At 76.2% G+C, this 13,601-nt stretch carries 13 protein-coding genes and 3 tRNA genes; 8 read left to right on the top strand and 8 right to left on the bottom strand.

Going from position 1 to position 13,601, the window contains the following annotated elements; translation table 11 throughout:
* The first annotated feature begins 75 nt into the window (after positions 1-75).
* Positions 76-1,575, top strand: a complete 1,500-nt coding sequence (gene mqo / locus ACI794_RS02950; RefSeq protein WP_456603994.1) for a malate dehydrogenase (quinone) — start codon at positions 76-78, stop codon at positions 1,573-1,575.
* A 417-nt stretch (positions 1,576-1,992) separates the two neighbouring features.
* On the opposite strand, the gene ACI794_RS02945 is transcribed toward mqo, so the two are convergent.
* Together ACI794_RS02945 and ACI794_RS02940 are read right to left on the bottom strand one after the other, a co-directional pair.
* The gene (locus tag ACI794_RS02945; RefSeq protein WP_456615639.1) at positions 1,993-2,853 is read right to left on the bottom strand and encodes a hypothetical protein; all 861 of its coding nucleotides are present in this window, start codon (positions 2,851-2,853) and stop codon (positions 1,993-1,995) included.
* 28 nt (positions 2,854-2,881) lie between these two features.
* On the bottom strand, positions 2,882-3,757 hold the full coding sequence (locus ACI794_RS02940) for a Rieske 2Fe-2S domain-containing protein (RefSeq protein WP_456603992.1): 876 nt from the start codon (positions 3,755-3,757) through the stop codon (positions 2,882-2,884).
* A 186-nt stretch (positions 3,758-3,943) separates the two neighbouring features.
* Between ACI794_RS02940 and ACI794_RS02935 the strand changes: the two genes are divergently transcribed.
* From ACI794_RS02935 to ACI794_RS02925, 3 genes are read left to right on the top strand one after another with little or no spacing between them, the layout of a single operon-like run.
* Positions 3,944-4,462, top strand: a complete 519-nt coding sequence (locus tag ACI794_RS02935) for a GtrA family protein (RefSeq protein ID WP_456581101.1) — start codon at positions 3,944-3,946, stop codon at positions 4,460-4,462.
* Positions 4,463-4,513: 51 nt separating this feature from the next.
* Entirely contained in the window at positions 4,514-6,055 is a 1,542-nt protein-coding gene (locus ACI794_RS02930) for a metallophosphoesterase family protein (protein WP_456603991.1), read from the top strand.
* A 23-nt stretch (positions 6,056-6,078) separates the two neighbouring features.
* Positions 6,079-6,411 (top strand): hypothetical protein, encoded by a 333-nt coding sequence (locus ACI794_RS02925; RefSeq protein ID WP_456603990.1) that lies wholly within the window; start codon positions 6,079-6,081, stop codon positions 6,409-6,411.
* A 32-nt stretch (positions 6,412-6,443) separates the two neighbouring features.
* Here ACI794_RS02925 and ACI794_RS02920 read toward each other — a convergent pair whose 3' ends face one another.
* Positions 6,444-7,043, bottom strand: coding sequence for an AMIN-like domain-containing (lipo)protein (locus ACI794_RS02920; protein ID WP_456615638.1), 600 nt, complete (start codon positions 7,041-7,043; stop codon positions 6,444-6,446).
* A gap of 120 nt (positions 7,044-7,163) precedes the next feature.
* Between ACI794_RS02920 and ACI794_RS02915 the strand changes: the two genes are divergently transcribed.
* From ACI794_RS02915 to ACI794_RS02905, 3 genes are all read left to right on the top strand, one after another.
* Positions 7,164-7,236: transfer RNA gene (locus ACI794_RS02915), tRNA-Glu, on the top strand.
* 23 nt (positions 7,237-7,259) lie between these two features.
* Positions 7,260-7,333 (top strand) — tRNA-Asp (locus ACI794_RS02910).
* A gap of 23 nt (positions 7,334-7,356) precedes the next feature.
* Positions 7,357-7,430: transfer RNA gene (locus ACI794_RS02905), tRNA-Phe, on the top strand.
* 46 nt (positions 7,431-7,476) lie between these two features.
* On the opposite strand, the gene ACI794_RS02900 is transcribed toward ACI794_RS02905, so the two are convergent.
* Together ACI794_RS02900 and ACI794_RS02895 are read right to left on the bottom strand one after the other, a co-directional pair.
* Entirely contained in the window at positions 7,477-8,454 is a 978-nt protein-coding gene (locus ACI794_RS02900; protein WP_456615637.1) for a hypothetical protein, read from the bottom strand.
* A 228-nt stretch (positions 8,455-8,682) separates the two neighbouring features.
* Positions 8,683-9,372: a phosphodiesterase gene (locus ACI794_RS02895; protein WP_456603987.1), complete on the bottom strand. Its 690-nt coding sequence runs from the start codon at positions 9,370-9,372 to the stop codon at positions 8,683-8,685.
* Positions 9,373-9,597: 225 nt separating this feature from the next.
* Here ACI794_RS02895 and ACI794_RS02890 point away from each other — a divergent pair, with 225 nt between their 5' ends.
* Positions 9,598-9,801: a hypothetical protein gene (locus tag ACI794_RS02890; protein WP_456581095.1), complete on the top strand. Its 204-nt coding sequence runs from the start codon at positions 9,598-9,600 to the stop codon at positions 9,799-9,801.
* Between the two features lie 92 nt (positions 9,802-9,893).
* Here ACI794_RS02890 and mftG read toward each other — a convergent pair whose 3' ends face one another.
* From mftG to ACI794_RS02875, 3 genes are read right to left on the bottom strand one after another with little or no spacing between them, the layout of a single operon-like run.
* Positions 9,894-11,402 carry a mycofactocin dehydrogenase MftG gene (mftG, locus tag ACI794_RS02885; RefSeq protein ID WP_456615636.1) on the bottom strand — a complete coding sequence of 503 codons (1,509 nt, stop codon included), beginning with the start codon at positions 11,400-11,402 and terminating at the stop codon, positions 9,894-9,896.
* Positions 11,395-12,717, bottom strand: coding sequence for a class I adenylate-forming enzyme family protein (locus ACI794_RS02880; RefSeq protein ID WP_456603985.1), 1,323 nt, complete (start codon positions 12,715-12,717; stop codon positions 11,395-11,397). The genes mftG and ACI794_RS02880 overlap by 8 nt, the downstream gene beginning before the upstream one ends.
* On the bottom strand, positions 12,714-13,583 hold the full coding sequence (locus tag ACI794_RS02875) for an MBL fold metallo-hydrolase (RefSeq protein WP_456615635.1): 870 nt from the start codon (positions 13,581-13,583) through the stop codon (positions 12,714-12,716). Before ACI794_RS02875 ends, ACI794_RS02880 begins: the two co-directional genes overlap by 4 nt.
* Positions 13,584-13,601: the final 18 nt, after the last annotated feature.

Genomic DNA, 13,601 nt, shown 5'->3' with positions numbered 1-13,601 from the left:
AGCGGCCCAATCAGGCCGACGATCGTGGAGGAGGCGCTGCGGCGCCGGGCCGAGCACACAGCCAGAGAGGCAGACGTGACTTCCGAGCGCAGCGTTCCCGACAGCGCGAACCCCGATGTCGTACTCGTCGGCGGCGGCATCATGAGCGCCACGCTGGCGCAGCTGCTGCACCTGGTCGCCCCCGAGTGGAGCGTCGCGGTCTTCGAGTCGGGCAGCGCCGTCGCCGGTGAGAGCTCCGGCCCCTGGAACAACGCGGGCACCGGGCACGCGGCCCTCTGCGAGCTGAACTACACGCCCGCGGGCCCCGACGGGCAGGTCGACCCCAGCAAGGCGATCACGATCAACGAGCAGTTCCAGGTCTCGCGCCAGTTCTGGTCGCACCTGGTCCGCGCCGGCATGACGGGGTCGCCCAAGGACTTCATCTCCCCGGTCCCCCATCTGAGCTTCGTCACGGGGGAGCAGGGGCGCACCTACATGCGCAACCGGTTCGCCGCCCTCAGCGCCCAGCCGCTGTTCGAGGGCATGGAGTACACCGAGAGCCAGGCCGAGATGGCCGGGTGGCTGCCGCTGATGATGGAGGGGCGCGACCCGGAGCAGATCGTGGCGGCCACCCGCTCGGTCGCGGGCACCGACGTCAACTTCGGCGCCCTCACCCGCCTCATGCTCGACGACGCCGCCACCCGCGGCGTGAACGTGCACCTCAACCAGCGCGTGGACGAGCTGGAGAAGGAGAGCGACGGCCGCTGGAAGGTCACCGTCCGCGACACCCGCTCCGGTGACCGCGTCACGATGCGCACCCGATTCGTCTTCGTCGGTGCCGGGGGCGGCGCGCTCCCCCTGCTGCAGAAGGCCGCCATCCCGGAGATCCGCGGCTTCGGCGGCTTCCCGGTCAGCGGCATGTTCCTGCGCTCCCGCTCCCCCGAGCTGGTCAGCCGCCACCAGGCCAAGGTCTACGGGCAGGCCGCCGTCGGTGCCCCGCCGATGTCCGTGCCGCACCTGGACCTGCGGCTGATCGACGGCGAGTACTCGCTGCTGTTCGGGCCCTACGCGGGCTTCTCGCCCAAGTTCCTCAAGGCCGGCTCGATGTTCGACCTGCCCAAGAGCGTCAAGCCCAACAACCTGGGCTCCATGCTCGGTGTGGCCCGCAAGGAACTGGCGCTGACCAAGTACCTGATCGGCGAGCTCGTGCAGTCCCGCTCGGCCCGGCACCGCACGCTGCAGGCCTTCGTCCCCACCGCCGAGAAGCGCGACTGGGACATGGTGACCGCGGGCCAGCGGGTGCAGGTCATCAAGCAGGACCCGAACAGCGGCAAGGGCGTCCTGCAGTTCGGCACCGAGCTCATCGTCGGCGGGGACGGCAGCATCGCGGGCCTGCTCGGCGCCTCGCCCGGTGCCTCCACCGCCGTCTCCGCGATGCTGACGCTGATCGAGCGCTGCTTCCCGCAGCACCTGGACGCCTGGCGGCCGCGGCTGCAGGAGGCCATCCCGTCCTACGGTCGGCCGCTCAACGACGAGCCGGCCCTGCTCGCCGAGGTGCGCGCCGACACGATGCAGACGCTGGAGCTCAACGGCTGATCCGGCACGACCCCACGCCCGGGTGACCGGTCCCCCACGGGACGGGTCGCCCGGGCGTCGTCGTCAGATCACGTCCAGCACCAGGAGCAGCACGAGGGTCAGCAACGCCGACAGCAGCAGCGAGCCGAGGCAGCCCAGACGGCTGGAGAAGAGGAAGAACACCGCCTCTGGGTGCCCCCGGACCCCCTCGGCCCACACCTCATGTGCAATGCGTCACCCCCGCAGGGCTTCCACCACCCGTTCAGGGGATCGCCGGGACCGCAACGACTACGTACCGTCATCGACGTTCCGGTCGGGAGCGCAGCACCGCGACCCGTCCGCCGCATCGTCCGCCCCCGCGCCCCGGCGCCGGGCGGGACCGACCCCGGCCCGGCTGACCCGTTCCCCCCGGGGCGGCCGGGCCGGCTCCTTTCCCCCTCAGCCCCGCCGGCACACCTGACGGACGAGATCGGCGAGCGCCGACCGCAGGCCGTCGTCGACGGGCAGGCCGACCACGACCTCGTCCTCGTCACCGAGCCGCACGCCCGCGGGGAAGAGATAGGGCTGCTTCACCTCCGCCAGGACGTGCGGCTCACAGGTGGCCACGGTGACGGTGACGGCGCCGTCCGCCACCTCCGCGCCCGCGGGGAGCTCCAGGGGCAGCTCCGCCGCGACGTCGAACTGGACGTTGCCCCCCACCCGGCCGACGACGACCTCCCCGTCGGCCCCCCGGCGGATCAGGCTCAGCCGGCCCGTGAGCCGGTCGGGGCCCGGCTGAAGCCCGCCCACCCGCAGCTCGACCGCCTCGGCGACCGCGCGAGCCCGGCACTGCTGCTCGTGCACGCGGGCGAGGTCGTCGCCGGTCAGCGGCACCCGCACCTCCTCCACCGAGCCGCCCGGCCGGAGCAGCGTCAGGCGGGCGGCCGACGTGCCGCTGCCGGGCGGGCACACCGCCTCGCCGTAGGGAGTCGGCAGGTCGACGACCCGGCCGGGCGTGAACTCGGCGGACACCGCGGACGGCGGGAGCGGCGCGAAGCCGGGTGCGTCCAGCGCCACGCCGGTCACCGTGTACGGCGCGCCTCCGGTGTGGGTGACCCGCACCTGGATCCGCCCGCCGACGGCCTCGTCGGTGCGCAGGAGCACCGCCTCGGCGGCCACGCCGGGCACGTCGGGCTCCGCGGCGACCGCGGACGACGACGGCGCCGGGTCCGCCCGCGGCGCGACCGGCTCGGCGCCGCAGCCGGACAGGACGAGCGCCGTGCCGAGCGCGATTGCCCGAGCGATGGCCGTCCGCCCCATGGCGCCGCAGCCTAGGGCGGCTCCGGCGTCAGCGGTGGCGGCCCGGCACCCGGGCCTTCACCCGCCCGGCGTCCATCCGCACCTCGAGCTTCTCCTGCGGGTTGGCCGCCGGCCCGCGGCGCGGCTCGCCGTTCTCGAGGTCGAACGCGGAGCCGTGCCACGGGCAGACCAGGCACTCGCTGCCGCGCACCGTCTCGACCGTGCCCTCGTCCAGCGGGCCGGACAGGTGCGAGCAGGCCCCGACGAAGACGTCGACCCGGGCGCCGCGGCGGACCACGGCCAGCGGCACCGACATGCTGCCGCCCTTGCCGGTGCGCATCGTCGGCCGGCCCTCCGGCAGGTCGTCCAGCGGGCCGAGGTCGACCCAGTCGGTGGTCAGCGCGCGGACGGCGGTCGCCGCGTGCGACGCCCCCGAGGACTGCGCGTAGGACATGTGCCCGCCGATCGCCGCCGAGCTCCCGGCCAGGCCCAGGCCCGCGTACGCCAGCACGCGGCCCAGCCCACCCCTGCCCCGCGCCCGGGCGACCAGGGACCCGCCGTAGAGCCCCAGCGCGGCGGCGTTCATCACCGCGTGCAGCGCGCCGAGCCGGCGCACACCCGAGCCCTGCTCCGACCAGTCGGCCGCCCCGGACATGGCGGCCGGGACGGCGGCGGCCATCCCGGTGCCGATCAGCACCGTGGCGGCGGGCCGCAGGGGCGGCACGGCATCCAGCAGGCCGGCCGAGACCCAGCTGCCCACCGGGACCTGCACCAGCACCGGGTGCAGCGGGTGCCCCAGCCAGGTGCCGTGCAGGACGTCCTTGACCGCGCTCGGCATGCCCTGGACGGCGCGCCGCGCGGGCTCGATGGCCTTGTCGAACGACGACACGTCCGCGATGCGGTCCAGGAACCCCATGAGACTCATGGCGGCCCCCTACCCGCGTGACCCCGCCCCGACGCACGGGACGACCACGACTGCGCGGCGGAACACCCAGGTGACCGTGAGCAAGGACACGGGTGGATCCCAGGTGGGGGAGGCATGTTCGCACGTGACAGGGGTTCTCCCGGGGAGAATCCTTGCACCACTGCCCGCCCCACCAGAGGAAGCCCCGTGACCTGCGCGTCCCTGCTCCGCCGCGGCCAGGCCGCCGACACCGTCGGCGACCTCCCCGACGCGGCGCAGCCCCGGACGACCACGGCTCCCTCCCGCCTGACCGCGTGCCTGCGCGGTGACGCGATCCCCGCCCAGTTCCTGCGCTTCGTGCTCGTCGGCGGGGCCAGCACCGTGGTCTACGCCCTGCTGTTCGTCGCCGGGCACGGCTGGGGCTACCTCACGTCCCACCTGGTGGCGACGGCGGCGTCCACGGTGCTCGCCAACGAACTGCACCGCCGGCTGACCTTCCACGCCGACGAGCGGGTGCACTGGTTCACCGCCCAGTGGGAGGCCGGTGGCGTCACCGTCCTGGGTCTGCTGGCGACCAGCACCGCCCTGGGTCTGCTCGACGCCCTCACCGGGGACAACCAGCCGATCCTGCAGATCGCCACGGTCGTCGGCGTCACCGCGTTCATCGGTCTCCTGCGGTTCATCGCGCTGCGCTGGATCTTCCGCCCGGTGCCCGCGCGGGCCTGACACGCGCCGCACGTCCGGAGACGCGGTCGGGAGATCGCTAGCCTGGGCCTGGTGAGCGAGCCCACCGCGTCGGCGTCCCCGTGGCCGGGCCGTGCCCGGGTGGCCGCGCTGTGGTCCGCGCGCGTGGGGCTCGCGCTCATCGGCGCCCTCGTCGCCGTCCTGCTGTTCGCCCGGGTCTCCGCGCCGATCGGGCCGTTCGACGCCACGCTGGCCTTCCGCCCCGCCTCCGGGGGGGCCGAGGTCTCGGTCCCCCCGCTGGGCTCCCTCGCCGTCGACGCCTACGACGGCCCGCTGCGGCTGGACATCTCGCTGCAGTCCGTGGACCAGGCCCGCGCCCAGGCGCTGGCCACCGACCCGGTCCGGCTGGCCGGCGTCGTGGACCGGGTGACGGAGGACCTGCAGTCGGCCGTCGTCCGGCTGGTCTGGGTGACCGTGCTGGTGGCGCTGGCCGGAGCGGCGCTCACCTCCTGGGCGGTGCTGCGCCGGCGCCGGGAACCCCTGATCGCCGTGGGGCTGAGCGCGGCGCTGCTGGCCGGCACCGGCGCCCTGGGCGCGGCGACCTGGCGACCGGAGGCGCTGTCCCAGCCGACGTACACCGGGCTGCTGGTCAACGCCAACAGCCTCATCGGCAACGCGCAGGACATCGTCGCCCGCTTCGACGCCTACCGCGCGTCGCTGGAGGACCTGGTCGCCAACGTGGGGACGCTCTACGCGACGCTCTCCGCGCTGCCCACCCCGAGCGGCACCGGCGACTCCGTGGTCCTCCTGCACGTCTCGGACATCCACCTCAACCCCTCCGGCTTCGACCTGGTGCGCCAGGTGGCGGAGAAGTTCGACGTCGACGGCATCCTCGACACCGGCGACATCACCGACTGGGGCAGCGAGCCGGAGAACCGGCTGATCACCTCGGTCGGCGACCTCGGCGTCCCGTACGTCTACATCCGCGGCAACCACGACTCGGCGACCACCGCCGGCATCCTCGCCGCGCAGCCGAACGTCACCGTCCTCGACGACTCCGACGTGACCGTCGCCGGGGTCCGCATCGTCGGCGCCCCCGATCCGCGCTTCACCCCCGACAAGACCACCGGCGGCGACGACGCGGGCGCCGACGTCCTCGAGGAGTCCGGCGAGGAGCTGGCGGACTTCACCCGGGCGCTGGGCGACGAGCCGGCCATCGCGATGGTCCACGACCCCAAGCAGGCGCCGCCGCTGGACGGCCTCGTGCCGCTGGTCCTCGCCGGGCACACGCACGACCGGGTGGTCGAGCAGCTCTCCGACGAGACCCTCCTGATGGTGCAGGGCTCGACGGGCGGCGCCGGCCTGCGCGCCCTGGAGGGCGAGTACCCGGAGCCCCTCACCTGCACCGTGCTCTACCTCGACCCGGCGACCGGCGCCCTGCAGGCCTACGACGACATCACGCTCGGCGGGCTGGGCGCCACCGAGGTCACGGTGCAGCGCACCATCGTGGCGGCCGTCCCCCCCGCGGAGGGCGCACCCCTCCCGACGGAGCAGTTCACACCCCCGATCGGTGGCCTGGAGCCCCCCGCCGGCCGGGTCGGGCCACCGGTGGTCCCGGCATCCCCACCGGGATGATCCCCCGGCCCTACGCTCGGGTCATGACCTCGACGACCCGCGCCACCAGGCTCGCCGGAGGCCTGCTCGCCGGCGGCCTCTCCCTCGCCGCCCTCACCGGCTGCAGCTTCTCCTCCCAGAACGTCTCGTGCAGCGGGGGCACGTGCACGGTGACCCTCTCCGGCGCCGGCGCAGAGGCCGAGATCCTGGGCACGACGGTCTCGGTCGGCAGCGTGCAGGACGGCCGGGCCTCGCTGAGCGTCGGCGGCACCAGCGTGTCCTGCGCCGAGGGCGAGAGCGTCGCCGCCGGCCCCCTGGAGCTCGCGTGCTCCAGCGTCACCGAGGACTCGGTGGAGCTGCGCGCCTCCGTCGGCTGAGCCGCACCCGCCCGGACGGCCGGCGGACCGGCTCAGCCGGCGTGCGCGACCTCGACGACGACACGCGTCGGGGAGTCGAGCAGGTGCACCCGGAACGGTGCGCGCCCCTGCGTGCCGGCGAACGCTGTCGTGACGCCCTCGTAGGTCGCCGCGAAGGCCACCTCGGTCACCGCCGCGGTGCCGGCACCGGCCACGGGCCCGGCGGGGGCGAACTCCTCGACGCCGGTGTCGTACGGGTAGCCGGCACCGGTGATCTGGATCTGCAGGACGGCGTCGCCGGCGAGAGCGATCTCCTGCCCGCGGCCGGGCTCGGTCGCCTGGTCGACGTACCGGACGTCCCAGCCCGGCGTGCCGGTGCCGCCCACCTCGAGCACCACCCGGTCGTAGCCGTCGTGCGCCCCCACCCGCACGTCGCGCACGGTGACGCGCGCGTCGTCGGAGGGCTCGGCGATCGCCGGCCCGGCCGCGGCGTCGAACGAGGGCACGGCCTGCTCGGACGGTGCCGGCTCGACCTCGGCCTCGCTCGTCGGCGCGCTCGCGGACGACGTGCTGGGAGTGGCCGCGGCCGAGGACGACGCCTCCCCCACCCCGCCGGTGCCGGCGCAGCCGGAGAGGGCGACGAGCGAGGTCACGACGGCAGGGAGGACCAGGTGAGGGCGGAGGCGCACACGACAAAGCCTCGCACCCGGAACCCCCCGCGCAGAGGAGGCGCGAGGGGCATGTATTGTTCTCGCTGCCCCCGGCGACAACGAGCCCCCATCGTCTAGCGGTCCAGGACGCCGCCCTTTCAAGGCGGTAGCACGGGTTCGAACCCCGTTGGGGGCACGCACCATCAGCACCACCAGCAAGGCCCTGTAGCGCAGTTGGTTAGCGCGCCGCCCTGTCACGGCGGAGGTCGCGGGTTCGAGTCCCGTCAGGGTCGCTCTCCGGTGAGATCACCGGAAGGGGCAGGTAGCTCAGTCGGTACGAGCGCTCGCCTGAAAAGCGAGAGGTCGGCGGTTCGACCCCGCCCCTGCCCACACTCACTCCCCGCACGGGCCCGGCAGCTGCCGGGCCCGTCGTCGTTCAGGCCCAGCTGCGGTCGGCGACCACCTGCGCGTAGACCTCGCCGTGGACCTCGCGCACGGCGGTGCGCTGGTCCTCCCGCCAGCCGCGGTCGGCGGGCCGCGGCATCGGCCGGGTCAGGGCCGCACCGATCGCGGCGGCGAGCGAGACCGGGTCCAGCCCGGTGCGCTCGTCGTTGGCGTAGGGCACGACGTCCGACCACTGGTCGGCGAACCACCCGCAGCTCGGCGCCACCACCCGGGTGCCGACGTCACGGCAGACCTCGACGTCCGGCGAGTGGGTGCCGCACCGCTCGGGCAGCACCGCCACGTGCAGCTGCTGGAGCTGGGCCGGCCACTCCTCCTCGCCGTACCGGACGATCTCCAGTTCGCCCTCGTCGGCGAGCGCGACGATCCCGGGGTCCAGCGCCGGGGCGACCGCGGCGTCGACGAGGACCCGCAGCCGACCGCCGCCCGACAGCGCGCCGGAGAGGGCCGCGCGGACCATCCCCACCGGATCGGGCAGCGCGCTGGAGGCCGGGCCGACCCGTACGCCGACCAGCCCCCGCTCCGCACCGAGCTCCGGGTCCGGGACGGCGAGGGAGGGGTGGGCGACCACGATCGCGGTGCGCCCGTAGCGCTCGGCGATCTCGTCGGCGGCCCCGGGCGTGAGGGTCAGCACCACCTCCGCCGTGGCGAGCACCGCCGCGAGCTGGGCGAGGTGCGGGACGGGCGAGGACTGCTCCGCGTCCCGCAGCTGGTGGACGGTGACGATCAGGGGAATGCCGAGCCGCTGCAGCTCCTCGGCCCACGGCTCGAGCTCCGCGCCCCGCAGGTGGCCGCGGCCGACGTGCAGGTGCACCACGTCGACCTCGGCGGCGTGGGCGGCCACGTGCGCGCGGTCCAGCCACGGGCTCGGCTCGCCCACCCCGCCGATGCGGACGACGCCGGTGGGGAGCACGGCGTCCACGTAGGGATCGGCGTGCGGGAGGGAAACCACCCGGATACCCGCCCCCGGCATCGGGGGCAGCCCCGGGACGGGGGGTTCTGCGTGCGTCACGCGGCGGCGCTTCTCCTCGTGCGGTCGCGTCTCCGACAGCACCACGGTGCCGCTCGACGTCCTCGACGCCCGCCGACGTCCTTGCAGCCGGGCCGGTCCTGCCTACCCCACGGGGCCGACGATCAACCTGTGATCAACTCCATCGGGTGACCCGGCGTGCCCGGCGAGTCATGGGCCCGGGCGGCCGAGCCGGCGCGCGGTGGCGTACGCCGGCTCCCGGAAACGCGCGAGCGGGCCGTCCGCCCGCAGGCCCGGCGGCGGGTTGCGCACCGCGTCGAAGCGCAGCCGCGTGTCCAGCGGCTCCTGAGCACCGGTGGCCCGCACCGTCGCGAAGGGACGCCAGTCCTCCCACCCGTGGGCGGCCGCGAGCGTGAAGACGACGTCGCCCGCGGCCGCCGCCGCGGCGACCGACGCGGGTTCCGACGGCAGGGACCGCACGGCGGGCAGGGCGGCCAGCCGCACCGGCCCGGCGGGTGACCGGTAGGCCATGATCGAGCCGTAGGTGGTCGCGGCGTCCGCCCGCAGCACGGGCACCCGCCGGGTCAGGGGGCCGCGACCGGTGGTCGAGAGCAGCAGGTCCACCGGGGGGCCATCGGGGGCGGTCAACCGGATCGCCAGTCCCAGGACGTCGGGCAGCGGAGCCGGCAGCCCCGCGCCGCGCGACATCCGGAGGAGCACCTCGTCGCTGCCGGTGTCGTCGAGCCACGGCACGCCGAACGCCGGGCTCGCCCCCCGCCGCTCCAGAACCCCGGAGAGCAGGGCGCCGCGGGGGTGCATCGGCCGGCCGCCGCGCCAGCGCGCCACGGCACCGACCGGCCACGCCACCAGCTGTCCCGCAGCCGCCACCAGATCCGGCACGACACCCTCCACCTCCGACCGACGGCGGCAGCACTACCCGCCCGTGGGCGGCGGTCATGCGCCCGCGCCCGGTTCCCGCGGCGGGGCGTCGCCCGACCCGGCGGAAGGTGCTGAGGCGGGTGGGGCGCTCCGGGGGAACCGTGGGTGAACTCTGCGGAACGGCGGCCCCATCTTCGGATACTTCTGCCTGGTGACAGCACCCGTTCAGGCGCCTACGTTGAGTACATGCTCTCGACGCTCCTGGTCATCGGCGGTGTGCTGGTCGGTCTCCTCGTGCTGCTGGCCGTGATCGTGAGCCTGAGCGCCCGTCCGGCCACCACCAGCCGCGGTCCGCGCACGCCGGACTGGGCGGCCGACGCCGGGCGCCCGCACCCCGACGCGTGGGCGGCCCCGACCATCACCACCAGCGAGATGCCCGCCATCCGCTGACCCACGAGCCCGGGTCCCGGCGGCTGCGTCCACGCGCCGCCGGGACCCGCGTGCGTTCCGGGGACGGCGGGCCGCCTCGGCGCCGGACGGTGTCAGCCGGTCATCAGCTCCGCGGCTCGCTCCCCCACCAGCACCGCGGTGGCAGCCGGGCCGCGGACGGGTACCCACGGCAGCACCGAGGTGTCGGCCACCCGCAGCCCGTCGACGCCGCGCACCCCCAGCCGCTGGTCGACCACGGCTCCCGGATCGCCGTCCGGGCCCATGCGGGCGGTGCCGGACAGGTGGACGGCGGTGGTCAGCCGGGCGCTGGTCCAGGCGTCCAGCGCGGCGTCGTCGGCCGGCACCGGGCCGGGCTCGCCGAGCTCGGCCAGCGCGCGGGTGCGCAGCAGCTCCCCGGCCAGCCGTACGCCCTCCCGCATGCGACGCCGGTCGTCCTCGTCCACCAGGTGCCCGTACCGCACGACCGGCGGCTCCGCCGGATCGGCGGCGAGGACCAGCCGGCCGCGGCCGACCGTCCGCTGGAGCGCGACCCCCACCTCCACCACCTCGCCCTCCGGTGCGGCCCGGCCGGTCATCACCTGCGCGAACGGCGCCAGCCAGGGCAGCACCTCGAGGTCGCCCGGGATCTCCGCCGTCGTCGACGTGGCGTGCAGGACGCCGTGCAGCGGTGACCGGCCCAGCGGGGCGGTGACGCCCGGGACGGGCCGGAAGGGGAGGTAGACCAGCGGGTGGTCCGAGCAGTCGCTGCCCACGCCGGGCGCCTCCACCCGCACGTCGAGGCCCGCGGCGCGCAGCTCGTCCGGTGGGCCGATGCCGGAGAGCAGCAGCAGGTGGGCCGAGCCGACCGCGCCCGCCGCGAGCACCACCTCGTCGGCGTGGACGTCGCCGGCCGTGGTGCGGACCCCAGTCGCGCGGCCGTGCTCCACCAGCACCCGCAGCACCCGCACCCCGCCGCGCACGGCGAGCCCGGGGTCGCCACGCCGCGGCGCGAGGTAGGCCAGCGCCGTGCTGACCCGCACGCCGTCGACCACGTTCCGCGGGAGCCGGCCGTAGCCGGGAGGGCCTCCGCCGTTCTTGTCGGGCTCGGCGGGCAGCCCGAGCTCCTCCGCGGCCGCGGCGAACGCCTCCGCCAGCGGTGGCCCACCGGTGGGCCGGGTGACCGGGACGGGCCCGTCCGCACCGTGACCGGCGCGGTCGCCGTACTCCCGGTCGCTCTCCAGCCGGCACAGCGCGGGGAGCAGCCGCTCCCAGGCCCACAGGTCGTTGCCCGCGGCGGCCCAGCCGGCGGCGTCGGCCGGGGTCGGGCGCAGGAAGTAGCCGGCGTTGACGGCGCTGGAGCCGCCGGCCGCCCGGCCGCGGGGCACCCGCACCGCGCGCCCGCCGGGGAGCAGCCCCGGCAGGTCCCAGTTGGCCGGGTGGCCGCTCACCGCGGCGCGCAGCGTCTGGGCGTCGCGCAGGTCGGCCGGGACGTCGGCGGGGTCGGGGTGGTGCGCCCCGGCCTCGAGCAGCAGCACCCGCCGGCCGGCGTCGGCGAGCCGGGCGGCCAGCGGGCACCCCGCCGTGCCCGCGCCGACCACGACGACGTCCCAGCGCTCAGCCACCGGTGAGGCCCAGCGCCTCCGGCAGGTCCAGCCGGCGCACCTTGCCGGTCGAGGTGCGCGGCAGCTCGGCCAGCGGGTGCAGCGACTTCGGCCGCTTGGCGGGGGCCAGCCGCTCCCGCGCCCAGGCGGCCAGCTCCGCGACCGCGGCGTCCCCGACGTAGGCGGCGACCACCCGCTGCCCCCAGTCGGGGTCGGGGAGCCCGAAGACGGCGCTCTCCACCACGCCGGGATGGGCGTCGAGGACCGCCTCCACCTCCGCCGGGTAGACGTTCACGCCGCCGGAGATGACCAGGTCCTCCCGGCGGCCGTCGAGCCAGACCGTCCCGTCCGCGTCGACCCGGCCGAGGTCGCCCACGGTGACGCGGTCCTCGCGCCAGGCCGCCGCCGTCTTCTCCGGGGCGCGCCAGTACTCGAAGCGTGCCCAGCGGGGCACCGCGCACCACAGCTGGCCGCGCTCGTCGGTCTCCAGCCGCCGCCCGGGCCGGGCCCGGCCGACGCTGCCCGGGTGGGCCAGCCAGTCCTCGGGCGAGCAGACGGTGAACTGGGCCTCGGTGGAGCCGTAGAACTCCCACACGCTCCCGGCGGGCAGCGCCGCGAGGACGGCCCGCTTGAGCGGCTCGGGGCAGGGGGCGCCGGCGTGCACCAGCCGGCGGAAGGAGGACCAGTCGACGTCGTCCCGGGTCAGCAGCCGCTGCAGGTGGGTGGGCACGCAGAACGTCGTCGTCGGCCGGAGCGTGGCGAGCACCCGCGCCACGCGGTCGGCGTCGAAGGGGCCCGGCAGGACCACCTCGCCGCCGGCGAGCAGCGTGTGGACGGCGAACCGCAGCGGGGCGCTGTGGTGCAGCGGGGAGAGAACCACGTGGCGGTCCCCCGGCCCGAACTCCCACAGGTCGATCTCCTCGCCGGCCAGCGCGCGGGCGTCGTCCCCGGCGAGGACGCCGGACCACACGCCCTTGCGGCGGCCGGTCGTGCCGGAGGTGTAGTGCATGGGCCGGGCCAGGGGCACCGGGGCGAGCGCCGCCTCCGCCTCCCCCAGCAGCCGCTCCGGCTCGGCCCCGGCGTCGAGCGCAGGATCGGCGTCCTCGGCCAGGGCTGCGCGCTCAGCGGCCGGGAGCGCGGGGTCCAGCACCACCGGGACGACGCCGGTGCGCAGGGCCCCGAGCACGACGGCGAGGAGCGCGGGCGAGGCCGCCGCCGACACCAGCACCCGGTCCCCCTCGCGCACCCCGGCCGCGGCGAGGGCCGCCGCCGCCCGCCGCTGGTCCCGCTCGCTCGCGGACGCGGTCACGACGGGGACGTCGCGGCTCCCGGTCACGCCGGCCGCACCCCGTCCTCGCCCACGAGCTCCACCCGGCCGTCGGCGGCGAGCTTGTCCAGCGTGGCCCGGGTCGACTGCGCAGCGGCCGGCCAGACCGCGCGGGGGACCTCGGCGTAGATCAGGGCGACCAGCTCGCCGACGCTCCGCGCCCCGGCGGCGAGCGCGTCGAGCAGCTGCTGCTCGCGGTGGGCCCGGTGGGCGAGGTAGTACTCCAGCACCGCGCCCGGATCGGTGGTCAGCTCCGGGCCGTGGCCGCAGTAGAGCGCGCTGGGGCCCAGGTCGTGCACCCGCCGCAGCGACTCCAGGTAGGCCACGACGTCGCCCTCCGGGTGGGTGACCACGGAGGTGCCCCGCCCGAGCACGTGGTCGCCCACCAGGACCGCGCCGGACTCCAGGCGGAACGCGAGGTGGTCGGCGGTGTGACCGGGGGTGCCGACGACGTCGACCGCCGTCCCCGCCAGCGAGAGCCGCTCGCCCGGGGCCAGCAGCCGTCCGGCCGGCCCGGCGACGTCCCGCCTGCCGGCCGCCACGGGGGCCTCCATCCGGGCGCCCCAGGGCAGCGCCGCCTCGGCGTGGTCCCCGTGGTGGTGGGTGACCAGCACGGCCACGCAGCGGGCATCCCGCGCGGCCAGCACCGCCTCGACCGCGGCCAGGTGGGCGGGGTCGTCGGGCCCCGGGTCGACCAGGACCGCCTGCCCGCTGCCCGGCGCCCCCACCACGTAGGTGTTGGTGCCGTCCAGGGTCATCGGCGAGGGGTTGGGCGCCAGCACCCGGGTGACCAACGGCTCCAGCTCGGCGGTGCGCGGCAGGGCTCCGGGCGCGGGGAGCCCCCACGAGGCGCGGGGGTCGGTCGGGGCGGCCACGTCGGGCACGCTAGCCGC

It is taken from the genome of Blastococcus sp. SYSU DS0541 (assembly GCF_054050875.1).
Note: the sequence above shows the minus strand (reverse complement) of the source record. Positions and strands in the feature narration are given on the sequence as shown.